The 24,089-nt window shown below is 44.7% G+C and carries 28 protein-coding genes and 1 pseudogene; 10 read left to right on the plus strand and 19 right to left on the minus strand.

Features of this window, described 5'->3' with window-relative positions:
- Positions 1–79 precede the first annotated feature (79 nt).
- Positions 80–355, minus strand: coding sequence for a hypothetical protein (locus tag ACFQPF_RS14840; protein WP_379750496.1), 276 nt, complete (start codon positions 353–355; stop codon positions 80–82).
- A 155-nt stretch (positions 356–510) separates the two neighbouring features.
- Here ACFQPF_RS14840 and ACFQPF_RS14845 point away from each other — a divergent pair, with 155 nt between their 5' ends.
- Both ACFQPF_RS14845 and ACFQPF_RS14850 read left to right on the plus strand, forming a co-directional pair.
- Positions 511–939, plus strand: a complete 429-nt coding sequence (locus ACFQPF_RS14845; protein ID WP_379750497.1) for a hypothetical protein — start codon at positions 511–513, stop codon at positions 937–939.
- A 29-nt stretch (positions 940–968) separates the two neighbouring features.
- A pseudogene (locus ACFQPF_RS14850) lies at positions 969–1,461 on the plus strand (DUF2716 domain-containing protein).
- Between the two features lie 69 nt (positions 1,462–1,530).
- Here ACFQPF_RS14850 and ACFQPF_RS14855 read toward each other — a convergent pair.
- Positions 1,531–2,934 (minus strand): SpoVR family protein, encoded by a 1,404-nt coding sequence (locus ACFQPF_RS14855; RefSeq protein WP_379750498.1) that lies wholly within the window; start codon positions 2,932–2,934, stop codon positions 1,531–1,533.
- Between the two features lie 221 nt (positions 2,935–3,155).
- Here ACFQPF_RS14855 and ACFQPF_RS14860 point away from each other — a divergent pair, with 221 nt between their 5' ends.
- Both ACFQPF_RS14860 and ACFQPF_RS14865 read left to right on the plus strand, forming a co-directional pair.
- Positions 3,156–4,109: a hypothetical protein gene (locus ACFQPF_RS14860; protein ID WP_379750499.1), complete on the plus strand. Its 954-nt coding sequence runs from the start codon at positions 3,156–3,158 to the stop codon at positions 4,107–4,109.
- A gap of 30 nt (positions 4,110–4,139) precedes the next feature.
- Complete coding sequence (locus tag ACFQPF_RS14865; RefSeq protein ID WP_379750500.1) at positions 4,140–5,093, plus strand: hypothetical protein; 954 nt, start codon at positions 4,140–4,142, stop codon at positions 5,091–5,093.
- 2 nt (positions 5,094–5,095) lie between these two features.
- On the opposite strand, the gene ACFQPF_RS14870 is transcribed toward ACFQPF_RS14865, so the two are convergent.
- Entirely contained in the window at positions 5,096–6,199 is a 1,104-nt protein-coding gene (locus tag ACFQPF_RS14870; RefSeq protein ID WP_379750501.1) for a TolB family protein, read from the minus strand.
- Between the two features lie 163 nt (positions 6,200–6,362).
- Positions 6,363–6,764 (minus strand): arsenate reductase (thioredoxin), encoded by a 402-nt coding sequence (gene arsC / locus ACFQPF_RS14875; RefSeq protein ID WP_379750502.1) that lies wholly within the window; start codon positions 6,762–6,764, stop codon positions 6,363–6,365.
- A 114-nt stretch (positions 6,765–6,878) separates the two neighbouring features.
- On the opposite strand from arsC, the gene ACFQPF_RS14880 reads away from it, so the two are divergent.
- The 3 genes from ACFQPF_RS14880 to ACFQPF_RS14890 are packed head-to-tail and all read left to right on the plus strand — an operon-like array spanning position 6,879 to position 9,015.
- Positions 6,879–7,202: an ArsR/SmtB family transcription factor gene (locus ACFQPF_RS14880; protein WP_379750503.1), complete on the plus strand. Its 324-nt coding sequence runs from the start codon at positions 6,879–6,881 to the stop codon at positions 7,200–7,202.
- A 36-nt stretch (positions 7,203–7,238) separates the two neighbouring features.
- Complete coding sequence (locus tag ACFQPF_RS14885; RefSeq protein WP_379750535.1) at positions 7,239–8,534, plus strand: arsenic transporter; 1,296 nt, start codon at positions 7,239–7,241, stop codon at positions 8,532–8,534.
- 25 nt (positions 8,535–8,559) lie between these two features.
- Positions 8,560–9,015 (plus strand): ArsI/CadI family heavy metal resistance metalloenzyme, encoded by a 456-nt coding sequence (locus ACFQPF_RS14890; RefSeq protein ID WP_379750504.1) that lies wholly within the window; start codon positions 8,560–8,562, stop codon positions 9,013–9,015.
- A gap of 136 nt (positions 9,016–9,151) precedes the next feature.
- On the opposite strand, the gene ACFQPF_RS14895 is transcribed toward ACFQPF_RS14890, so the two are convergent.
- Positions 9,152–9,340, minus strand: coding sequence for a hypothetical protein (locus tag ACFQPF_RS14895; protein ID WP_379750505.1), 189 nt, complete (start codon positions 9,338–9,340; stop codon positions 9,152–9,154).
- Positions 9,341–9,522: 182 nt separating this feature from the next.
- Here ACFQPF_RS14895 and ACFQPF_RS14900 point away from each other — a divergent pair, with 182 nt between their 5' ends.
- Positions 9,523–9,831: a hypothetical protein gene (locus ACFQPF_RS14900; RefSeq protein ID WP_379750506.1), complete on the plus strand. Its 309-nt coding sequence runs from the start codon at positions 9,523–9,525 to the stop codon at positions 9,829–9,831.
- A 140-nt stretch (positions 9,832–9,971) separates the two neighbouring features.
- Entirely contained in the window at positions 9,972–10,550 is a 579-nt protein-coding gene (locus ACFQPF_RS14905) for a YitT family protein (RefSeq protein WP_379750507.1), read from the plus strand.
- Between the two features lie 59 nt (positions 10,551–10,609).
- On the opposite strand, the gene ACFQPF_RS14910 is transcribed toward ACFQPF_RS14905, so the two are convergent.
- From ACFQPF_RS14910 to yhbH, 12 genes are all read right to left on the minus strand, one after another.
- Complete coding sequence (locus tag ACFQPF_RS14910) at positions 10,610–11,005, minus strand: DUF302 domain-containing protein (RefSeq protein WP_379750508.1); 396 nt, start codon at positions 11,003–11,005, stop codon at positions 10,610–10,612.
- An 80-nt stretch (positions 11,006–11,085) separates the two neighbouring features.
- Complete coding sequence (locus ACFQPF_RS14915; RefSeq protein ID WP_379750509.1) at positions 11,086–11,865, minus strand: sulfite exporter TauE/SafE family protein; 780 nt, start codon at positions 11,863–11,865, stop codon at positions 11,086–11,088.
- 31 nt (positions 11,866–11,896) lie between these two features.
- Entirely contained in the window at positions 11,897–12,376 is a 480-nt protein-coding gene (locus ACFQPF_RS14920; RefSeq protein ID WP_379750510.1) for a DsrE/DsrF/DrsH-like family protein, read from the minus strand.
- Positions 12,377–12,466: 90 nt separating this feature from the next.
- Positions 12,467–12,694, minus strand: coding sequence for a sulfurtransferase TusA family protein (locus ACFQPF_RS14925; RefSeq protein WP_379750511.1), 228 nt, complete (start codon positions 12,692–12,694; stop codon positions 12,467–12,469).
- 40 nt (positions 12,695–12,734) lie between these two features.
- Positions 12,735–13,862 (minus strand): MBL fold metallo-hydrolase, encoded by a 1,128-nt coding sequence (locus ACFQPF_RS14930; protein WP_379750512.1) that lies wholly within the window; start codon positions 13,860–13,862, stop codon positions 12,735–12,737.
- Between the two features lie 40 nt (positions 13,863–13,902).
- Entirely contained in the window at positions 13,903–14,469 is a 567-nt protein-coding gene (locus tag ACFQPF_RS14935; RefSeq protein ID WP_379750513.1) for a sulfurtransferase TusA family protein, read from the minus strand.
- 204 nt (positions 14,470–14,673) lie between these two features.
- Positions 14,674–14,937, minus strand: coding sequence for a metal-sensitive transcriptional regulator (locus tag ACFQPF_RS14940; RefSeq protein WP_379750514.1), 264 nt, complete (start codon positions 14,935–14,937; stop codon positions 14,674–14,676).
- Between the two features lie 125 nt (positions 14,938–15,062).
- A complete protein-coding gene (locus tag ACFQPF_RS14945) occupies positions 15,063–16,808 on the minus strand; it encodes a phospho-sugar mutase (RefSeq protein WP_379750515.1) in 1,746 nt (581 codons plus the stop codon).
- A gap of 201 nt (positions 16,809–17,009) precedes the next feature.
- Positions 17,010–18,572, minus strand: a complete 1,563-nt coding sequence (locus tag ACFQPF_RS14950) for a GNAT family N-acetyltransferase (protein WP_379750516.1) — start codon at positions 18,570–18,572, stop codon at positions 17,010–17,012.
- A 37-nt stretch (positions 18,573–18,609) separates the two neighbouring features.
- Complete coding sequence (locus ACFQPF_RS14955) at positions 18,610–19,266, minus strand: HAD family hydrolase (protein ID WP_379750517.1); 657 nt, start codon at positions 19,264–19,266, stop codon at positions 18,610–18,612.
- A gap of 82 nt (positions 19,267–19,348) precedes the next feature.
- On the minus strand, positions 19,349–20,206 hold the full coding sequence (locus tag ACFQPF_RS14960) for a ComEC/Rec2 family competence protein (protein WP_379750536.1): 858 nt from the start codon (positions 20,204–20,206) through the stop codon (positions 19,349–19,351).
- A 225-nt stretch (positions 20,207–20,431) separates the two neighbouring features.
- Positions 20,432–21,595 carry a sporulation protein YhbH gene (yhbH, locus tag ACFQPF_RS14965; RefSeq protein WP_379750518.1) on the minus strand — a complete coding sequence of 388 codons (1,164 nt, stop codon included), beginning with the start codon at positions 21,593–21,595 and terminating at the stop codon, positions 20,432–20,434.
- A 480-nt stretch (positions 21,596–22,075) separates the two neighbouring features.
- On the opposite strand from yhbH, the gene ACFQPF_RS14970 reads away from it, so the two are divergent.
- Complete coding sequence (locus tag ACFQPF_RS14970) at positions 22,076–23,059, plus strand: nuclease-related domain-containing protein (RefSeq protein WP_379750519.1); 984 nt, start codon at positions 22,076–22,078, stop codon at positions 23,057–23,059.
- 178 nt (positions 23,060–23,237) lie between these two features.
- Here ACFQPF_RS14970 and ACFQPF_RS14975 read toward each other — a convergent pair whose 3' ends face one another.
- A complete protein-coding gene (locus ACFQPF_RS14975; protein ID WP_379750520.1) occupies positions 23,238–23,414 on the minus strand; it encodes a hypothetical protein in 177 nt (58 codons plus the stop codon).
- Between the two features lie 30 nt (positions 23,415–23,444).
- Entirely contained in the window at positions 23,445–24,023 is a 579-nt protein-coding gene (gene lepB / locus ACFQPF_RS14980) for a signal peptidase I (RefSeq protein WP_379750521.1), read from the minus strand.
- Between the last annotated feature and the right edge of the window lie 66 nt (positions 24,024–24,089).

The raw sequence follows: 24,089 nt of genomic DNA on the forward strand, positions 1-24,089 counted from the left end.
GCCAAGAGATAACTGAAAGCAGTTTACATACATGTCTTTCAGGGGACTTTTTTAAACAACTGTTTAAAAAAGAAGCCTTCTATTCTCTAAACGAATGTCGGCTGTTAATGATTTTCTTTAGATTCCCTCGCCAAAGCACACCTTTAAACTCCCACGCCCTAAACGGCAGGACAGGTGATAAATAAGGAATCCCGAATGGCTTTATGCCTGCAGCCCATATGAAACAAATCTTTTCCCAAAAAGGTGACAGTACTTCCTTTCCATTAAACCAGCTGCTAATGACTTCTGAATAAATATCATCTGTATGGAATTTCGCAAATGCGATATAAATGCTCGGCAGCAAAATGGTAATCAAGAAACCAAACATCCCACCTCTTTGAAGGTAGTATCTCCGGGCAAATACAAAATATTGTATAGATTACTGATGCAATAACACACGGAAGTTTGTTTATGATAAGGTAAAATGACTACTTTTCATGACAAAGAGTCTATACAGCTGGAGTGATTTTATTGCGTTCCTTTGAGAAAGAATTGATCAGCGGCCATTTTGAGAAGGCCAAACATTTATCGTCACACATGGACTTGGAATGTTTAACAGAGTCTCTCTTTCGTATCGCCTACGACCGCCAAAGTTTAGCACCTTATCAATTCGTCCATACCTTATTACTGGAAAAAGAAACCGCTGAGCTGCATTATGCCGCTTCCTTTCTGCTTAGTATGGCGTTGAACCATTTAGAAGACGCCTATCAAACGGCGTTTGTCCATGCAACTAGAGCGTGTGAATTAGCTCCCACTCAGACGAGCTATTTGGAACATCTGCTCTATTTCTATGAACTTCCGGAACCGTTATTGTCAAAGGATCAAGCCATGGAAATAGCAGCGCGTATTTTAGAGTACGATCCGAATAACAAAGCTGCAGCCTCTGTGTTAAACGATTAAGTTCAACTTTGTCAGGAAGGTGAAGATTGATGAAAAATTGGGTTCCCATTTCAAATCGTGAGAGTGTTCAAATAAAGAACAGAATAGAGTGCGATTTTCGCTTTACACCAAGCGTAACTGAATTCCCTTCCTTTCATGTGCCACATCCATTTATTACATATGATTTATCCCTTTTTTTTTGCTGAACCCCTTGATTTAAGTGCTCTTGATGACCTTGAACAAAAGGCTTTACTTGCATTCAGAAAAATGACGTCCGTCGATGAATGGATACTAGCGCTCGATTGGCACCATGAGTGGTATCGGGTCAATCCGCATCTAGAATGGGAAAGAGACGAAGAAGGGGAATGGACAGTACCGCTGTTTCCAGATGGCGATTATTATTTCTTTCTTCAAAACCAACTAGAATGGGGATTTTTAGGACACCCTTGGGAAAAAACCATCACTCTTTTCGGAGAAGATTTCATCGATGCGTTCAACCAACAAACTCCTGTACTGTTTTGCGAAATTTTGAGACAGGGGTAAATCTAATAACGCTTGTAAACAAGGAAAGCACTCCCGCAAGGAAGTGCTTTTTAAACAACTGTTTAATTTTTAAAGATACTTCCGATGCACACTCTTCCCGTCAAACGTAAACAGCACTGGCTTCTCCTCGATTTTCGTCTCCATGTGTACTGTCCGTCCCCACAGATAATGCAAATGTGGCAGCACCTTCTCCAAATACTTCACGTCGAGCTCGATGCCTTCGTAGCTGTGATGCAGATACAGCTCTCCGTTCTTCAAATAATCTCCGTTTTTCACCGTCAAATACGGGAATCCTCCGTTCACCCGCATACCGACAAGCTGGTCACGCACATTCTCCCACTCTTTATCAACGATTTTATAATCTTTGCCTTGTTTCTGGAACAAGTACATATCCTCCCGCTCGGCGAGGTCCTTCGTCAAGTAGTTTCGGATGAACGACATGTCGGACTCTAGCTCGCGGACTTCGTACATCTTTTCGCGGCCTGAGCCTGGAAGCACGCCCTGAAGGCGCAGTTCCTCGTTTGGATTGTTGTAGCGTTCCTCAATGTCTTTAAATATTTGGAGTCCTAAGTAGTAAGGATTTATGGATGTCGTCGAAGGCTGTACAACCCCCGCGTTTAATTTAGCGAACTCGATCGTCTCGTGTGACGTTAAGTCCATCTCTTGCAGGATCTTTGCGTGCCAGTAGGACGCCCAGCCTTCATTCATGATTTTCGTTTCGAGCTGCGGCCAGAAGTAGAGCATTTCCTCACGCATCATAGACAGAATGTCGCGCTGCCATTCCTCGAGCTCGCGGCTGTATTCTTCAATAAATAATAAGATATCTTTCTCTGGCTGAGGCGGGAAGGATTTCTTGCGCTTTTGCGGCTCTTCCTTCTTGCCGTCGAGCCCCCACAGATCATCGTACTCGGTTTCCCTTTTGGCCGGCTCTTCTTCCTCTTCATCCAAGCGGTATTCAAGCTTGCCTCTGACAATCGATGGATCAATGTGCTCTTGAATGGCGAGGACAGCATCCAGGAACTCTTCGACTGCCTTTTTACCGTACAGCATCTCGTATTGCGCGACACGCTCGGCTGTCGCGGTCATGCTTTCGACCATATCGCGGCGCGTGTTGGAGAAGCGAACGTTGTTTTTGAAAAAGTCGCAATGCGCCAGCACGTGCGCGATGATCAGCTTGTTTTGAATGAGCGAGTTCGTATCAAGCAAAAACGCGTAGCACGGATCTGAGTTGATGACGAGCTCATAGATCTTGCTTAAGCCGAGGTCATATTGCAGCTTCATCTTATGAAACTGCTTACCAAAGCTCCAATGGCTGAAGCGTGTCGGCATGCCGTACGCGCCGAACGTATAAATGATGTCGGCCGGGCAAATTTCATAGCGCATCGGATAAAAGTCGAGACCGAACCCTTCCGCTATTTCGGTTATTTCAGCGATCGCGTATTCTAATTGTTTATTTTGCACGTCATAATTCATGCGTTTCCCCCTCCTGCGTTTCTATGATTCATTTTATGAGCCAAGTTGCCATTTCATGAAACATGATGAAAAAGGAATACACGTATACTTCTTTTTTTCTGTTGCGCATAGGTATAAAAAGATGATAAATAAATGCCGTTGTACATCTGTCAGTCACTCTACAAACGGCCAAAGCATATGCCAATAAAGAAGCTTTTTACCTGAGAAGATGAGGTGGTAGAATGGCTGTTTTTTCTACAGGCCCTATTGAAAACAAAGAAGCTGACGGGCTGCGCGAAACCGTTCGGGTCGTTGTTCGAATCGTCAATCAAAGCTCATTTTATGCAGCAGCAAGAGTGGACGGATATGTCCTAAAAGGAACTCGGGAACTATATGCGGTTGAATCTTTTTCAATCGGACCGCAGGAGTCGATCACAAAAGAATATTTCGCCGAATTGGACGGATATGAATTTGTTGTTCAAACATCAGGAGAAGGTGCTGAAGATCTGGAAGTCTCCGTATGGGGGAAGAACGCGGCCAATCTTTTGACAGCATCCCACCGCTTGGTAACAGAGGAAAATCGCCAGCAGGCTGGGAACTCTCCAGACAACCCGCAATTCGTGGAGGTCGTCAACAACAGCGCTGAAAACCCAGTGACCGTTAGGGTGCTGAATTCGTTTGAGGATCCAAGTGTCGGAGTAACGCAGTCGACTGCTGCAGCTAGATCGGGCCGCTTTTTTGCCTTATCAACAAGTCAGATTCAGCTGTTCGGCAACGGCTTTGCCGCGATTGAAATTCTGAACCCTTCTGATTCTCCTGATACGCTTTCCATTGAACGGGTATCAGCCGGCACCGCTCAAAATACGATTATTGCTTTATACTTTGACGCGACACTCGTGGTCGGCGGAACTCCTATCGTTCCGGTAAACTCAGTGGCTGGATATCCCCGACCGAGCAATACAGAATGCCGATTTACCGTTACAACTACAGACCCTATAACAGAAGGTCAATTAATCAATACGTTTGTTCAGTCCGGTATTGGCGGGATCGAGATCATTGATTATGAAGGTCGATTTATCGTGCCTCCCGGAAACAACTTTTTTATCCTGCTGACCAATTCATCTGGCGGTGTTTCCAACGCGAGTGTGAATGTTACATGGTCTGAGTTTCCGCTTGCCTTGCCGCCTTTTCCTTAAAAGATGAAGATGAAACGGAGGTGAAGTGGTATGACCGTCTTTTCAACAGGGCCTATTGAAAATAAACAGGATGGTACGATGCGGCCGACGGTTTCCGTTGTTGTCCGCATTGTCAATCCGACATCGCTGTATGCGACAGCCAGAGTAGAAGGGTATGTGCTGCGGGGAACGCGAAAGCTGTATGCGATTGAAGCCTTTTCAGTGGGACCGAACGAATCCATTATTAAGGAATATTTCGCCAATATTGATGGGTACGAGTTTGTTGTCGATACTGGAGGAGAGGCAGGCTCCACTCTTGAAGTATCGATTTGGGGAAAAAACAATGAGAATCTGCTTGTCGCAGCCCACCGGCTTGTAACAGAAGAAGTGCGAGAGCCTGCAGGTAATACGCGAGAAAACCCTCAGTTCGTTGAGGTCGTCAATAACGATGCCGATAACCCGGTCACGGTCCGTGTCTTAAACTCTTTAGAAGATCCGAGCATCAGCGTGTCAGAAGCTACAGGAGCCGCTCGCGCAGGACGATTTTTTGTTTTATCTACAGCACAGATTGAAGTCCCAGGTAATGGCTTCGCTGCGATAGAAATCTTAAATCCAGCTAATTCGCCTGATACGCTTTCTATTGAGAGGGTCGCAGCCGGCACAGAAGAAAATACCATTCTTGCTCTATATTTTAATGCGGATCTCGTCGTTGGCGGCGATCCGATTACAGCCGTTAACAGTGTGGCAGGCTATCCGCGGCCGAGCTTAACGAACTGCCGCTTTACCATAACGAATCGCAATCCGATTTCAGGCGGCCAGTTGATTAACACGTTCGTTCAATCCGGAATCGGTGGCATCGCCATCATTGATTATGAGGGCCGTTTTATCGTGCCGCCGGGCAACAAATTCTTCATCCTCCTCACGAACTCATTCGGCAATCCTGCTGATGCGAGCATCAATGTATCGTGGTCGGAGTTCCCTCTAGCTCTACCTCCATTTCCGTGACATCACCGCATCCCAAAGATCGCCCATTGGGATGCGGTGATGTTCGTTATCCAGACGTAAGGTCCGTTCGATTCATTCAGTATAATGTCATGGCTGTTGGACGATGACCGTTCATAAGCCAAGGTTCCGTCACTTAAGGTAACAGGCGAGTGAGCAGAAAAGCTGGAATCCGATGAAGTTAGTTCAGTTTGTGTATTTGTCATAACATTCACCTGCACAAGATACCGATTGTTAGGCTCTTCATTCCAGCCGCTCTCTTTTGCTCGAGACACGACAATTGTCGTGTCTGAATTCCATGTGAAATCGCCGTCTGCCAAGCCTAATGGTGTGAGTTTTCTTTTTTCATTATTATCTGTTTGATAAATAGCCAGCTTTTTATTTTCAGAAGATAGCCTTCCTTCTCCCTCAATAAAGGCCAGCTTGTTTGCGGCAGGATGCCATTTCATCCAATCGGGTTTTGCGAGCATTTTTCCAGCCACTTTTAACTTATCTTCGTTCAAGGAAAAAACAGAAAGAAAATTCGTATCGGCCGAATATGACGCTGTCGGACAAGCGATAAACGCCAGCCAGCGCTCACTTTTGGAAAAGAAAAAAGAAGTTGTTCCTATAGCGAAAAAGGTGTCGCTCTCAGGCGGTAGAGTATGAAGCAGTCGAGCCTTTGTCTGTGGTTTTTTCGGAACATTGTACAGCTTTACCTGTGTCCAGCCGATTGGCGTCAGGTCAGCGTCTGACGATACGACGAATCCCGTACCATCGGGAATCCAGGCGTATTGATCCGCGCCGCCGGAAACGTATTGAAATGGAGTTGTCTTTTTGTCCATGTTTCTTATGTTCAGCGTGTGATTTGCTTGAAACGCGATCGTGTTTTCTGTTGGTGACCATTTCGGCAGCGTGACGGAAGAATGATAGACGTGCTGGGCGTTCTTCGTTAACGTGTTATACACCCAAAGCTTTTCACCGCTGTCACGGTAGCTGATCATGCTGCCATCATACGACCAGGATGGCTGATGAAGACCTTTTTCACGCACAAGTTGATACTCGTTTGCGCCTATTTTCATCCATAGACCATCATGACGGATAAACGCCGCTTTATGCTCAACTGCCATAGCTTCCCTTGGGAACATGAAAAAAGTTAGCACTATCAGAATAAAAAAATTACGGTACATTCTTTTTCACCTCTCTGTATAAGGTGAACGAATGGGCTGAAAGTTATGAGTAAAAAAAGAGGCCAAACACGATTGAACTTGTGTTCGCCTCTTCTGCTTGTTTTTACTTGCCTGTTTCCGCAAACAGTTTAATTCGGGCGCCAATCTCGTCCCGCACACGCTGAAACTCGCTCCACTCTTTTCCTGCCGGGTCATCAAATCCCCAATGTTCGCGCCTTTTTGTTGCAGGTGTTGCAGGACATACTTCATCCGCATGGCCGCAAAGCGTCACAACAAAATCCGCTTTGTTTAACAGCTCCGGATCAATGACATCAGAAGTTTGATTGGTTATGTCAATATTGACCTCATTCATCGCCTTCACCGCGTTCGGGTTCATACCGTGCGCTTCGATTCCGGCTGAATACACCTCGTATTGATTGCCTAAGTATTTATGTCCGAACCCTTCCGCCATTTGTGATCGGCAAGAGTTGCCTGTGCAAAGAAAGTAAAGTATTGGTTTTGCCATGGTGTATGTCCTCCCTATAACGATTGGTTCTTCCTATAAATCATAATATAAGAATATACTTATATCAATATGTGATGATATACTGGTAAAAACTGAACATCGGAGGTGGATGGGATGGAGCTTGAGCAGCTATCAGAATGCTATAAAGCAATGGCAGATAAAACACGGCTTAAAATATTGGCATTGCTGCGTCACGAGGAGCTCTGTGTGTGTGAACTTGTTGAGATTTTAAAGATGACACAGCCGAGCATTTCACAGCATTTACGAAAACTGAAACAGGCAAAGCTCGTGAAGGAACGACGCAGCAGCCAGTGGATTTTTTATTCCATTGATGGGGAGATGTATCCGTTTATTCAAGAGAATTTGAATGCACTGCCCGATATGAGTGCTGAAATTGAGCATTTGAAACACTCAGGCATGAAGGTTTGCTGCAGCTAGAGAAACAACAGGGGGAATTTTACACACATGAATAGCATGGCACTTCTCGCCTTTGCCGTCTTTATCATTACGATCATCTTTGTGATCTGGCAGCCGCGGGGACTTTCGATCGGCTGGTCTGCCTCAATTGGAGCGATTGCAGCGATGATTCTTGGCGTAGTGGACGGCGCGGATGTACGAGCCGTGACAGGAATTGTCTGGAACGCAACACTGACGTTTGTCGCCATTATTTTGATCTCGATTATTTTAGATGAGATTGGATTTTTCGAATGGGCGGCATTACATATGGCAAGGCTTGCTGGCGGCAGCGGCAGGAAAATGTTTTTGTATGTGATTTTACTTGGTGCTGCCGTCTCTGCATTCTTCGCAAACGACGGAGCGGCGGTTATTTTGACGCCGATTGTACTCGCACAAGTGCGTGCGCTCAAATTTAACGATTCGATGATCCTTCCGTTTGTAATGGCAAGCGGATTTATCGCTGACACGACGTCACTTCCGCTCGTTATCTCCAATTTGGTCAACATCGTGTCTGCGGACTTTTTCGGCATCGGCTTTGTCGAATACGCGAGCCGAATGATTGTACCGAACTTCTTTTCACTAGGGGCGAGTCTGCTTGTCCTTTATTTATATTTTAGAAAAGACATTCCTTCTGATTATGACTTGTCACAGCTTAAAGAACCGGCTGACGCGATACGTGACGGGAAGCTGTTTCAATTGTCGTGGATCATCCTTGCTGTTCTGCTATTAGGGTATTTAGTAAGCGAAACATTACACGTACCGGTGTCTTTCATTGCTGGATTGGCGGCGGCTGTCTTTATTTATGCAGCTAGGAAAAGTCCGGTCATTCAGACGAAGAAAGTCGTACGCGATGCACCGTGGACTGTGGTTGTGTTTTCTATCGGTATGTATGTCGTGGTGTACGGATTGCGAAATGCCAGACTGACAGATGTGCTCGGAGATTTAATCGAGATGACCGCTTCACACGGATTGTTTGCCGCCACGATTGCGATGGGCTTTATCGCTGCTCTTCTTTCTTCGGTTATGAACAATTTGCCGACAGTTATGATTGATGCGCTTGCCATACAAGGGACAAACACGAGCGGCGTGGTTCGTGAAGCGTTGATTTACTCGAATGTTATCGGTTCTGATCTTGGTCCGAAGATCACCCCGATCGGTTCACTTGCCACATTGCTTTGGCTTCACGTTCTATCGAAGAAAGGTGTAAAAATCTCGTGGGGACAGTACTTTAAGACCGGTATCATCCTGACGATCCCCACCCTTTTCATCACGCTCTGTGGACTGTACGTATGGCTGCTGGTCATCACGTCATAAAATCAATGATTAGGAGGACATTAAGATGATTACAAGAATGCATGTTGCGATTAACTGCACCGATTTGGAGAAGTCTTTGACCTTTTATAAGAGCCTCTTCGGCACTGAGCCGACGAAAGTAAAAGAGAATTACGCTAAGTTCGAGCTGGATTCACCAGCACTTCACTTTTCGCTGAACGTGCGTCCTTTTCAAGAAAAAGGAGTGCTGAACCACCTCGGTTTTCAGGTGGACAATACCGAAGACGTTTTGAAGATGGGTGACCGTCTGAGAGAATCGGGTTTGCTTTTGGTAGACGAGATGAATACGACGTGCTGCTACGCCGTGCAGGATAAGGTATGGGTGTACGATCCGGACGGAAACGCTTGGGAGATCTTCTTTACAAAAGAAGACAGCGAATTCGAATCAGCGGGAGATGCCCTTGACCTGTCCCTCTGCTGCGCTCCGCCAAAGCCTATCCAGCTTGGATTCACGAAGAAATAACCAAGCCAAAACCGGGGTCCGGTACGTTTTATTAATCATCCGCTATAATGCGGGATCTTCCATAAAACGTACCGGACCCCGCCTATAGAAAAGAGCCGATTGCATGCAGTTAACTCATGCAATCGGCTCTTTTTTTTCACACCGCGGATAGGGCAACGATTTCGTCAATTCGAATGATGATGAGGTGATTCTGGCCCTTGTGGCAGATGCATAAAAGAATGACGTCGTATTCGACTTTTGCCAGGCGTCCTACATATGTCTCATTCACCGTATCAACCTCGACTTGCCTGTCTATAAAGCGGCGGGCCTGTCGTCTGAAATTCATAAGCTAAACGTAACTTCCTTCCTTGCGGCTTGATAACCGATGATACTACAGTAGATGCAGCCGGTCCCTCTTTGGACAGGGTGATTACCCATTTTCATGAAATAAACTTCTTAAACACTTGTTTAATTTAAAGAGACGACGGGGAAACTCTCTGTATGTATGCCATGAGAGGAGTGTTGAGGTTGAAGAGAGCGGAATCCTTAGAAGAGATCGAGCAATGGTCAGACAACAAAAGCAGTGGAACGATGCTGCTTGCTCAAAACGAGAAATTGCCAGGGGGAGTTATATTCGCGGACGAGGATGCACCGCAGCCTCCTGTTGAACTGAAAATGAAGCTTCTGATTGAATGCACAGATGACAGCCTATATTTTGAACATACGTTTAACAGCGACACAGAATATGAAGAAGCGGAAGACATCATTACTCGATTGAGAGAAAAATTCACACTCAAAAACGTTGATGCTGACACCATCGACGACAAAACAAGCTGACAGCAAAGTTAGCTTGTTTTTTATTTGGTATATGGGGTCCGGTACAACTTATGTTAACTGGATGTCACTTCGTTTTTGAAAGACTAAACAAGCCTGCCCGAGCATACATTTTAGGTACATGATGAATGAGGATGATGCCTATGCTCAAGAAGACAATGGCTATTTTTCTTGGAAGCTTTTTCATTGGATTCGGTATCAATGCGTTTATTCTGCCCTTTCACCTGCTTGACGGAGGGATGATCGGAATCAGCCTGCTCGTTAATTACGTATGGGGCATTAAAGCCGGGCTTACAATCATTTGCTTGAGTCTTCCTATTTATCTATTAGCTTGGAAGCTGGAGAGGTCTTATTTCATCAATAGCCTGCACGGCATGCTGGTCTCTTCTATCGTCATTGATTTACTTGAACCACTAAAAGGCGTTATGGAGATTCCTATTATGGAGAGCTCTGTGATTGGCGGATTGCTGATCGGCACTGGCATCGGCATCATGCTTCGGCATGAAACGAGCACAGGTGGGACGGACTTGATCGCGTTATTCATTTCACGGTGGCTGTCGATCAATGTCGGGATGGTGATTTTTTTCATTGATGCACTCGTGATCATCGCCGGACTTTATATACTGGGCGAAGGCATCTTGTTTTATTCTCTCGTGACCATACTCGCTGTAGGATTCGCTACGATGAGCCTTACCCTTATTCGGCAGATTAAAATTTATTAATGGGAATCATTCAAACGGGGTCCGGTACCTATGCATAGGTACCGGACCCCGAATCGTTTTTACTGCATTACATTAGCGCTTTTCTCTAGACAGGCCATCAGACGCTGTTCGATTTCTTTTGCTTTATTATGAAGGCGCTCATCTTCAATAAGCTTAATAAACTCAGTAGGCTTTGGCATCCCGATCTTTGTCACCCCGCCCTCACGGTACAAAACGATTTTACAAGGAAGGAAATAGCCAATCCTTTTATTAATGGAGAGCACTTCCTTTGCTTCCTGCGGGTTACACACTTCAAGGATGAGATAATCCTCATTAAATTCGAGGCCTTTCTCTTGGAGCTTTTCTTTTACATTAAACTGCCATAGGACTCCGAATTTTTGCTCCTTTAAAACATCCTCCAACACGCTGGCTGCATCCTGAATACTCATCGTTGTTTCAACTGTATAATGAAACATCAGAAACCCTCCTTCGATTGCATTCTTTTTTCTTTACCCGAATCAACGAGATGAAAAACTGTCTGATTATCGGTTTAAACTCACCCTAAAATATCTATCCAAATTTTAATGGAAGTGGCGACAATCAACCCTGCTAGGATGTATTGCAGCACTTTTGTATTCACCTTTTTGCCGAAGTTCGCACCGAGCGGAGACGCAATCAGACTCGCCACGACCATAATCACGGCGGGCCATAACAGCACCTGACCTGTTGTAATTTTACCTACAGTCGCACCAATGGAAGATATAAACGTGATGGCCAATGATGTTGCAATCGTCATACGTGTCGGAATTTTCAACACCACAAGCATGATAGGTACGAGAATAAATGCACCAGCGGCTCCTACCACCCCTGCAGCCACACCAACAATGAATGCCAGCACTGCGGCAAGCCATTTATTGAATGTCACTTGATCAAGCGGAATGTCATCGATTCCTTTTTTTGGAACGAACATCATAATAGCGGCAATCGTAGCCAGCACCGCGTATACAGTGTTAATCTGCCCTCCTGACATCACCTTGGAACCTAATCCTCCAAGTAAGCTTCCCATCAGTATTGCGGAGCCCATATAAATAATCAGTGCTTTATTCAAGTATCCGCCCTTTCGGTAAGCCCAGACTCCGCCAATTGTTGCAAAAAAAACCTGCACCGCACTAATGCCTGAAACTTCATGAGCAGAGTATGCTGTATATCCAAGCATGACGGGAATATAAAGCAGCATCGGATACTTAATAATGGATCCGCCAATTCCAACCATTCCTGATATAAATGAACCGATCAATCCAATTAAAAATATCGTGAAAATAAATCCGATGTCCAAAATTATTCACCTCTTTCTTTTACAATAAGAACTAGATAAACAAGTTAATCTTAGATTCATCTGCATCTGCTAAATAAGATGCAACGCCTGCATAATCGAGACCGTCTATTAATTCTTCTTTCGTGATCCCCATGACATCCATTGACATCGTACAAGCCACCATCTTAACATCGAGATCTTGAGCCGTTTCAATTAATTCTTTCAGTGTTACGATATTCTTCTTTTTCATCGTGCTCTTCATGAACTTCGCACCAAGTCCGCCCATGTTCATTTTGGAAATGCCAAGCTTCTCTGGCCCTCTTGGAAGCATTTTAGCGAATAATTTATCCATGAATGATTTTTCGACTTTCACATATTCGTTTTTGCGAAGGATGTTCAATCCCCAGAACGTGAAAAACATAGTAACTTGTTTTCCCATTGCAGCCGCTCCTGTTGCAATAATGAAGCTCGCCATCGCTTTGTCAAGATCACCTGAAAACACAACCATTGTTGATTTATTTTGTTGTTCCATTTATCTGCACTCCCCTTACCCATACACCTATGGGTATTTATTATTTTTGGAAAAATGGAGGGCATTCACATACCCTCCACCCTATAATCGTTAGCCTTTTTTAATCCAAAACTTGAATACGCCATCTTCTTCTTTATGGTCAAGCAGTTCATGACCAGAAGATTTCGACCAAGCCGCTAAGTCATTCACTGCTCCTTTATCTGTTGCATGCACCTCTAAAATATCTCCGCTGTTCAGCGTATCCATCACCTTTTTCGTCTTAACGATTGGCATTGGACATGATAACCCTTTTGCATCAAGAACTTGTGTTGAATTCATGATAAATTACCTCCTTAGTTTTGTTGTTTTTTTATGTGTCTTATTCCGTAATAGCACAACGGTTCGGACCGATTTCCATCTCGCGCTGTTCGTCTTCGTTAGGGCTGATGCGTCCCATATTCGTCTGGCGAATTTCTTGATAGGCGTTCGGCTGCGGTGGAAGATTTTCTGTAACCGCCTTGCGGAACGTCTCTTCACTTTCGATCTTCAAGCCTTCATTCTCCTGAAATAGTACTCCTAACCTCGCTTGAACCACGCCATTCTCATCGATCTCGCTCATCTTGCCAAAGTGTGCAGGAAGGACGATTAGATCCTTGGAAAGCTCGTTATACTTGTTGTAAAGAGTGTTTCGAAGGTCGCCCACCCAATCTTCCGCTTTACCCGCAAGGTCAGGGCGTCCGAAGGAATCAACGAACAAAATGTCACCTGACAGCAAATATTGATCATTAACGATCAAGCTTGTGCTTCCAATCGTGTGCCCAGGGCTGTAAAGCGGCTGAATGGCAATTTTCGTGCTTCCAACCACGATATCTTTTCCATCTTCCAGCTTTTCATAATCAAACGTTACTTCGCCAGCATCTTTTTCCGGCAGCCAGTACGTACCGTTTGCTTCTTCAGCAAGCTTACGGCCGCCAGAAATATGATCTGCGTGAAGGTGCGTGTCGATCAAGTGCTTAATCGTCAGGTTGTTTTCTTTTGCAAAATCCACATAAGCATCCTTCATTCTTGCCGTATCAATGATTGCTGCTTCACCGTCAGATTCAACAAGATAAGACAAGCATCCTTTACCGATGCGGTTAAATTGGTAGATTGAGCCGCCATCCTTTAAATCGCCTACTTTAACAGGCTTTAAATACTCGCTCCATGCTTTCATGCCGCCTTCAAGATAGTACACATCCTGTACGCCTGCATCATCGAGCATTTCTGCTACCATTTGGGATGAGCCTTCTTTCGCACATGCTACGAGTACTTCCTTTCCTTTTGGAAGTAATTCTAATAGATCATCAACACCGTCTATAAGATCAAAATATGGCCGGTTGATCGATTGAACGCCTTTCCCTTCAATCTTCCAATCAGAATAATCACTTTCGTTTCGCACATCAAGGATGAACAATTCTCCGTCTAATACTTTGGATGCAACATCTTTAGCACTCATTGGTGTAATCATGTTAACAATACCTCCATAGGTATATTTTTTTCTAAAAAAATTAATCTTTTTCAACTGGCCCATTCCACTCCAACATTCCCGGAATTACGTTTCTCACATTCTTAAAACCATTCTCTGATAAAAGCTGAGAAGCCATATCACTTCTGCTTCCTGTGCGGCAAATGACAAAGACTTCTTTATTTTTATCGATTTCCTGAATTCTCGCTTCTAGCTCACCAAGCGGGATAGATACGGCACCAGGTATACGTTTGAACGCAAACTCTGCAGGTTCCCTCACATCCAGTACAACGCTGTTTTCGTTGTCAGGCAGGTTTTGAGCAAGTTCTTCATTTTGTATGACATGAGGGAATTTTGTTGTTTCTTTTACCTCACTAGGATCCGATTTTCGCAAGTAATGTTTCAGAACATCACCAACTGTATCTGTGCCAAGGTACTGATGACCTGTATTTCGCGCCCATCCTTGAATATCAGCTAGCGATCCTCTATCTGTTGCCTGAACCTCAATCACCTGGCCTGCTTGCATTCGATCGAACGCTTTTTTCGTTCGAACGATCGGCATCGGGCATGACAACCCCTTACAATCTAGTGTTTGATCCACTTTAATCATTCTCTATTACCTCCCATGGTATTATTTCGTTTCCTTTGATAAAAAACTTTTCTCCTAACTTCTTTCCATCTCATAAATACCTAACGGGGTATTTATGAGGTTAAAAAAATAGTTATCTTTTCTCTCTCACATAGCCTAATATACCAATAGGGGTATATTAACGAGTAAAAGAAAATCTGTCAACCTCATTGCTTCGACAGATTCTTATCGGCTTTTTACCAGTAAATTAACGGCTTCTTTTACAAAATCCGTGTTCGTGTCTTCGCCTTTTTCCAATTGGACACGCAAACATTGCTCAAGGTTCGTTCCAACAATTAGCCCGATTGTGCGGTCAATTGCTGTTCTAGAAGCAGACAGCTGGGTGATAACATCCTTACAGTCTTTTTCTTCTTCTAGCATACGCAGCACTCCGCGTATCTGACCTTCAATTCTGCGCAGTCGATTTTTCATTTCTTGCGTATATTCCATTCATTAGCACCTCGCTCTGTATACCTATAGGGGTATATTATCTTATTTTCTCCACATTGTCAAACAAGTATACAAAAGACAGAAAAAGAAGGCGGCGGTTAACACTACCTTCTTTTTCTCATCCATTATACTGCGCTTCCCATCTTATTTTGCACGATCGCCATAACAGACTTTCGCAATGCCTGAAGCTGAATGTCGCTTTCTTCTCGTGTCTTCGCCTCTACGCCAAAATAAAACTTCACTTTCGGCTCTGTGCCGGATGGACGGATGCAGAACCATGAACCATCTGCGAGGAAATACTTTAAGACGTTAGAAACAGGCAGATTGAGCGCGCTTCGATCCCCTTTTAAAGAGTCCACTCGCACTTGCGTCTGATAATCCTCTACGGCAATGACCGCTGTGCCAGCAGCTTCTGTTGGCGGCTCCACTCTAAACTCTGACAAGAGGGCTTGGATCTGTTCCGCTCCCGCTTTTCCTTTTAGTGTCAGAGACTCCAGTCCTTCTACAAAATAGCCGTACTTTTCGTATATCTCGTTCATCGCATCGTTCAATGTCTTGCCTTGTTTTTTATAAAAAGCAGCTATCTCAGCTGCGAGCAAGCATGCTTGAACCGCATCCTTATCTCGCACAAAGCTCCCAATCAGCGACCCGTAGCTCTCTTCATAACCAAAGAGGAATGTGTGCTGTCCTGTCTCTTCGTATTCTTTCATTTTTTCGCCTATGAATTTAAAGCCGGTTAACGTATCTTCAGCCGCCATGCCATAGTGCTGCGCAATCTTGCGCCCGAGCTCAGACGTTACGATCGTCTTAAGCACGATGCCGTTTTCAGGAAGAATGCCTTGGCGCTTGCGTTCAGAAAGAATATATTCCAGCATTAACGCTCCAGTCTGGTTTCCTGTTAAGACGGAATAGGTCCCTTCAGCATTTTTCAGCGCGATCCCCACCCGATCGGCATCTGGATCAGTAGCCATTAACAGGTCCGCTCCAAGCTTTTCGCCATAGGAAATCGCGAGCTCAAACGCAGCATGCTCCTCAGGGTTTGGTGACTTCACCGTCGAAAACTGCGAATCAGGAAGCTCCTGTTCCTTCACCACTGTTACATTCGTAAAGCCGAGCCGCTTCAGCCCTTCTCTCACAGGAAGATTAGCCGTACCATGAAGCGGTGTAAAAACGATGCTCATATCGTGCATTTCTTTATTGATATCAGGATTCAAGCTGATGGTCATAAGTTCATTTAAATACGCTTCGTCCATTTCCTGACCAATCATTACGATCATCTTTTCCTGCTTAAGCTCTTCCTCAGAACGAACCGAAATGGAAAGCTCGTTTTCCACTTCATTCACTTTGCTGATCACCATATCTGCTTCAAGAGGCGGAAGCTGGCCGCCATCTGGTCCGTACACTTTGTATCCGTTGTACTCAGGAGGATTATGGCTTGCTGTGATGACGATCCCGCCATAGGCATGAAGAAAACGGACCGCAAATGAAAGTTCAGGTGTTGGGCGCAAATCATCAAATACAAAGGCTTTCACTCCGTTTGAAGCGAGTGTTCTCGCTGCTTCCATCGCGAATTCTGGCGATTTGAAACGCGAATCATAGGCAATCGCTACTCCACGATTTGCCGCTTCCTCTCCCTGCTCTTTAATGAAATTTGCCAGACCAAGAGATGCTTTTCTTACTGTGTAAAGGTTCATCCGGTTTGTTCCAGGGCCAATTTCCCCGCGCATACCGCCTGTTCCAAACTCAAGCGACTTATAAAAGCAATCTTCCAATGTGGTTTCGTTTTGAGAAGCCTCTTCCAGCCAGGATTTCACCTCGGCATCAAGCGCTGCCTCTGCCTTCCATTTCCCGTAAATTTCTTTCCAAGCCATTGTTCTCCTCCTCTTGATGTACTGTATTTTTATGTAAGTATTCGGTAATGAGCGGTTATTTCCTTCCTTAAAACGAGCACATCCTGCATAAAATACCTTTTTATTATAATAGTTAAAGCATTAAAATAAAACATGCCGTCGAATACCCTCCTTATTTCCCGGAAAATAGTGAGCAGGCAAGAAAAAAGCCGGGAGACTTTGTCAGTCTCTGCCGGCTTGGCTCTTATCCTTTTGCACCACACGATACAAGTCCAGTCGTCGATCGCGCAATGGTGTGACACTTCCTGTTTTTCTCTGGCGGCGTAATATTTCCAGATCCACATCCCCAACTACCACCGTTTCAATATTCGGATGACATTCTCCCACTATCCCATCTCGAGGGAAGGCAAAATCAGAAGGGGTGAAAATGCCAGACTGAGCATACTGAATGTCCATGTTCTCCACCTGTGAAAGGTTCCCGACCGTACCAGCAATCACCGTGTAGATCTCATTTTCAATTGCACGTGCCTGTGAACAATATCGCACACGGATGTAGCCTTGACGATCCTCCGTACAAAATGGCGTAAAGATGATTTTCGCTCCCATATCCGCCGCAATTCGCGGAAGTTCAGGAAACTCAATGTCATAGCAGATCAGGATGGCGATTTTCCCGCAATCCGTGTCGAACACCCTTACTTTGTCACCTGGACTGATGCCCCACCACTTTCTCTCGTTCGGTGTTATGTGGAGCTTGTCCTGCTTCTCAATAGTACCGTCTCGTCTGAACAAATAGGCCACGTTATAGATGTTGCCTTCTTCTTCTATAAAGTGCGATCCGCCGATGATATTCACATCGTAACGAACAGCCAGCTTCGTGAAAAGTTCAATATACTGCTCGGTGAATTCTGTCAGCTTTCGTATCGCCTGGCTCGGGCTCTTCTCCTCCACAAATGAGAGCAGCTGTGTGGTGAGCAGTTCCGGAAATACGGCAAAATCGGAACCTTGATCAGCCGCCACGTCTGTATAATATTCAACCTGTGTGGCGAACTCTTCAAAGGAACTGATCGTTTTCATCATATATTGGATGGCCGTAATTCGGACAGGCTCGCTCGTTTTAAAATGGCGTTTCGTGTTGCTCGGTATATAATCCACGTTGTTCCATTCCATTAACGTTGCATACGCATCTGACTGCTTATCGTCCGGAAGATAGCGCTTGTTAATGCGCATGACCGTAAAACCGTTCATCAGCTGAAACGTCAGCACCGGATCATAAATATTGTGTGATATTACTTCTTTCACGTACTCTCTCGGCGTCATTTCGTCAGCGTGCTTATGATAGTTCGGAATCCTTCCGCCGAGAATGATGCTCTTTAAGTTCAACTGCTCAGCAAGCTCTTTGCGTGCCTCATACAAGCGTTTCCCGATCTTCATGCGCCTGTATTCCGGATGAACCATCACTTCGATGCCATACAGGTTAAAGCCTTCGGGATCATGGTTCGTGATATACCCTTTATCCGTGATTTCGTCCCACGTATGATTGTCGTCATATTCGTCAAAATTGACAATCAGGCTCGAGCAGCTGCCAATGATTTTCCCTTCATACGTGACACAGAACTGCCCTTCCGGAAAAATGCGCAGGTGGCTTTCCAGCTGGCTTCTTACCCATGGCTCCATCGTATTGGGAAAACACAGCTTCTGCAGCGCCAGAATTTCATCAATATCCTCAAATTCAATATTCCTCAGTTCTATCTTTTTTTCGAATTTCGATACATCTAAATCGCTCACGTTTGCCACTCCTTTTACAATGGAAATGCTGTATCTATTAGTTGTTCAATGAATGCAATAAGTCACTTAACTCTTTTTGGGCAAGCGACTCTAGCACGAGGTCCGTACCATCAAAATTCATATGCCTCGTTACAGGGTTCGGAATTGCCACGCAGAACATGCCCGCCGCTTTTGCCGCTTTAGCTCCGTTTACAGAATCCTCAAACGCAACTGCTTCCTCTGACTTAACGCCAAGAGCTTGAGCGGCTTCAAGATATAGGGCTGGATTCGGCTTCACTTCATCCACATCGTCAGCCGTCTTAATCGTTTCAAAATAATGAAGCAGACCGATCCGCTCTAGATGGCCCGTGACCCAGCTTCTGGTGGAGCTGGATGCGAGGCCGATTTTCAAGCCTAATTCCTTTGCCGCTTCCAAATAGGCAACTACACCTGGCAAAGCTTCCTGCTCCAGAATGAGGGAATGCGACCTCTTCATTCTCTTTTCCCGTAATTCATCATGCTTAATCGGCTGTTTATATTGTTCCTCCAAATATTCATACGGATCAAATACATTCGCAGTACCGATGCATTTTCCCCACACATCAAGGGGCAGCTCACAGCCATGCTCTTCAAAAATTTCTTTTAAAGCTTGATATTCCTGTGATTCTGTATCTAATATCGTGCCGTCAAAATCAAAAATGAGTGCTTTTATCATCGGTTCCCCTCCTATTAGGTTTCTCTATTATTGTTGCGTGAAGTAACAAAAAGCGCAAGAAATAGGCAGAGCGTTTCTCTGCCTACTTGATTCCATCTGTTTTGAAGGAGATTTTTTTTCCATTCGAGATCGCGATGATCGACCCTAGCTCATCTGTCCGATATACTGTCGCATTTTGCTTTTCAAGACGAAACAGCACTTCCTTTGACGGAAAATGATAGGGATTATTCTTGCCTACTGAGATGACGGCTGTATGGGGCTTTACTTTCTTCAGAAATGCCATTGTCGACCCGGAATTCGCGCCATGGTGGCCAATTTTGATCACATCTGCCTGTATTTTGTCTTTTTTCTTCAGCAGCAGTTCCCGTTCTTCCTCCACACCCGCATCAGCCATTAAAAGAAAATCGTTTCGCCCATGGGTGATCTTGATAACCGCTGAATAATCATTGATGTATTTGTAATACGCAGCTCGCGGAGCCAGCATTTCGACCTTCACCGCAAAGCCCATTCGAAACGTAACACCTGATTTCGCTCGCTCGACCGGAATCTGTTTTTCACTTATATTTCGGAACAAGTCATGGTAATATTTCGTGTCATACGGAAGATTCGGCATGTATACAGTGCTCACTGGAAAGGCTTTGATAACATCATCGAGCGAACCGATATGATCATGATGCGGATGCGTCGCCACGACTATATCCAAGTGCGTGATGCCCTCTTTTTTTAAATAGTTAATCACCGTATCTGCATCACTTTCATCTCCACCATCGATCAGCATATTCTCCCCGTTCGGCGCCCTGACGAGTATGCTGTCTGCCTGTCCGACATCAATAAAATGAATGCTAAGAGGCTCAAACCACGCTGCGCTGGCCTCTTTAGGCGAAAAGGAAACGACCGCAATAGCTAAGCACAGCCAGACCGCCACCTTTTTTAATCTCATACCACTCACTTTGCCAGCTCCTCTCGGCCGTTCGTTTCTTTAGTTATATGTAAAAAAGAGCAAAATCCGCCATCCAATACATGGATGCGGATTTTGCTCTTTTTAGGTGCATATTTTTGGGAGCTTTTGGGGGTCCGGTACGTGCAGACAACCATGCCGATGATTACAGGACTTCAGTGAGTGTGTACCGGACCCCGAAATGCCAGGACCCCAATACGGCAGCGTTTATAACGGAACTTTTTTCTTAAAGAAATGCTTCATCGAGTGGTACACGTCGGCTTTTTCTTTAAGGATGTAATATTGGAATTTCGGATCGTCTAAGTTTTTATACACACTCATTAAAGTCGAATGGCGGTTATATGCGTTAACCTCGCCATATCCGAACATATTCGTATGCTCCATAATCTGCTCCACAAGCTTGACGCAGCGGGCGTTGTCGCTTGTCAGGTTGTCACCGTCTGAAAAATGGAATGGATAGATATTATAGCGGGATGAATTGTATTTTGTTTCAATCAGTTCAAGCGCCTTACGGTAAGCGGACGAACAGATCGTCCCGCCGCTCTCGCCTTTGTTAAAGAACTCATCTTCTGGTACGACCTTCGCTTCGGTATGGTGCGCGATGAACTCGATATCGACCGTCTCATATTTGGACCTGAGAAAGCGGGTCATCCAGAAAAAGAAGCTTCGAGCCATGTACTTTTCCCATATTCCCATTGAACCGGACGTGTCCATCATCGCTAGGACAACGGCTTTGGATTCAGGCTTCGTTACCTCATTCCACGTTTTAAAGCGGAGGTCATCGTTATAGATTGGCGCAACCCCTGGCCGTCCTTCGAGTGCGTTCCGTTTGAAGGCGCTCAGGATGGTTTTCTTTTTGTCGACGTTCCCCATTAAGCCGGTGCGCCGAATGTCATTGAACTCAATTTTTTCTACGGTAATGTTGTCTTGTTCTTTTTGCTTAAGATCAGGCAGCTCCAGTTCCTTGAAGAGCATTTCCTGAAGCTCGGCAATCGACACTTCTGCTTCTGCATAATCAGATCCTGGTTTATCACCAGCCGGACCTTTCCCTTTGCCTGGCCCGTTCTGTGCCGCACGTCCATCACGTGCCACCACATCCCCCACCTGGCTGTCTCCATCACCTTGGCCTACGTGCTTATTCTTTTCATAGTTGTATCGGATTTTGTATTCGTCGAGAGAACGGATCGGAATCTTGATAACGTCCTTCCCGTTTGAAAGGATAATGTTCTCCTCACTAATTAAATCCGGCAAGTTGTTCTTAATCGCTTCCTGCACTTTGTCCATATGCCTTTGATGATCTTGATAGCCTTTCCGGTGGAGGGACCAGTTTTCCTGGGAGACGACGAAGTTATTTTTAGATGAATCACTCATTGGGTTTCCCCCCAGCGCAGCATTGCTGCCTATTTTTGACCACCCTCAGGCCATAATTGTTGTCCGAAAAAGGGTTGGTTACTCTATGATATGCAGGAGAGCTGGAGAATTGCTTTATTTTAGTAAGAATAAGTGAGGGTCGTGGTGTTTTCTCTCTTCCCTATAACGGCTTGGAATTTACATATATCGGAATGTTGCCTGCGTATTTCGTTTTCCAGCCGATTCTATTTTTAACTCGCCCGTGAATGTTAGAAAGTCAGCTGCTCATAACCTGATGTCAGCTACTTCGAGGTCGAATTCGCCGCGGCATTTATAAAAATGCCCTTTTCTAAAAAAATCTTTCTTTTCGTTTTCATTTTGACCATATCCTCTAAACGAACTAAGAAAAAGTAAAGTTTTTCACATCATAATCGCTATTATCTTGGTTAGACCATTATTTATTTTCATGTTAGGGTGATGAAAAGATGGGAGGGGACAAAAGTGATCATTAAGCAGCCTTCTCCGGGGATAAAATTGCTCCAAACTGCTGCACTTTACAGAAGAACCGCTAAATATTTTCCTCAATGGCCAGTTATTGAAGATGATTTCGGAAGGCTTAAAGCAGGTTATAAAGGCGAAGTTTCTTTATTGTATGAACTCAATATGTTGCCAAAAAACAGTCACACCTCTTTATTCGATATCAGACTGACAAATAATCAAAATTACTTCTTCCAAACAGATGTGTGTTTCATAACCAAATCATTCGCCCTCATTATGGAAGTGAAAAATATCTCAGGAAAAGTTTACTTTGATTTGTATGACCAGATGATCCGATATAAGAAGGATGGAACGGAAGAGTGCTTTCCTGATCCAATAAATCAAGTGATGATACAAGAAAGTCATTTCCGCAAATGGTTAGAACAGATGAAATGGACACTTCCGGTAGAATCCATTGTTGTGTTCACGAACCCCCAAACGATTATCACCTTTTCCGATACCTACAATCCTTCATTACGGTTAAAAGTAATACGAAAAAGAATTCTCCCATTAAAAATTCAGGATCTTTCAAAAAAGTATAAATCTGAGCTTCTTACTGACAAAGAACTCAAAAAATTGACCTATCAACTTCTAAAATTTCACACCGAACCTTCTCCCAACGCCTTAGAACATTACAAACTAAAAAGCACTGACATTCTATCTGGTGTTCAATGTCCCATTTGTTTACATCTGCCCATGAGAAGAACCTTTGGCAAATGGTTTTGTGAACATTGCTGTTGTTTTAATGCAACAGCACATAAAGCAGCATTTCAGGATTATGGGCTTTTGATTGATGCTCATATCACCAATAGACAAGCTAAGGAGTTACTGCATTTAGAATCAGCTTCCATTACAAAAAGATTGCTAAAAGAGATGCAGTATCCAATTGAAGGCAAGGGAAACAGTATTAAATATAAGATTAAGCAACAATCTGATTTTTCCATATAACGGAATGTTACCCGCGAACTTGTTATGTCGCCCGCGCTCGGCTGAACCTCGCCCGCAGCTCCCTTCTGCTCAGCCGCGCGGAACCGCATCTCGCCCGCAACGGTGTCGAACGCGGCCGCAGCCCAGCTTACCCACCCCAAAACAGACAAAAACCCCATTCCGCATAGGCGGAATGGAGCTAGTTATCGTCTTGGTCGTGTTCGAGCTGCTGGGGGTCAGGGGTTTTGCCGCTTTTTTTCACTTGTTCATTGGAGGATACGTGCTCCATTATTTTGCCGTGCTCTTTCATTTCCTCGAAGGTTGAGGCCATGGAGCCGTTTTCGCGTTTATCTTGATCTTTGCCGTCTTTTTTCACAGGGAATCACCTCTTGCCCTGTAGTTTCCCCTATTTGGGCTGTTCCAAACCGGTGAACACCTTCATTTCGTCAACCGGCCAGTAGCGGATGTTGGCTTCGCCAATGACGTCCTTCACCTTTACGAGGCCGATGTGCCGGCTGTCCTGGCTGTGCAGACGGTTATCACCGAGAACCAGAATCTGGCCTTCAGGAATCTTCTTCAGGCCGCCCGTAATTTCTTCGAGGGTGAAGTCCCCGGTCAGGTTGCTGTTTGGTATTTGTTTTTTATAATCCGCTAAATAGGGTTCGGGTACTGGCTTGTAATTAATATATAATTGATCATTGCGGTAAGCGATATGTTCGCCAGGCAGTCCGATCACCCGTTTAATATAGTCTTCTGATTCGTTGGCATGAAAGACGATCAAATCGAATCGTTTCGGCTCTGTGATTTCATAGCCGATCTTGTTCACGATCAAGCGGTTTCCGTTCTCGATTGTTGGCATCATGGACTCGCCATACACCACATATTGTTCAAATAGAAATTTTTTGATCACGATCGCCAGAATGAGGGCGATGCCAATCGCTTTAATCCAATCAACCAGTCCATTTTTTTCGGTGCGAGAGCTCATGAAGTCACTTCCTTTACCTATCTCTTTAGTATCAATTTACCATTGTAAAGCACTGAAATACAACCT

This window comes from Fictibacillus iocasae, from assembly GCF_042665465.1.
In the GTDB taxonomy this organism is placed as follows: Bacteria; Bacillota; Bacilli; order Bacillales; family Fictibacillaceae; genus Fictibacillus; species Fictibacillus iocasae.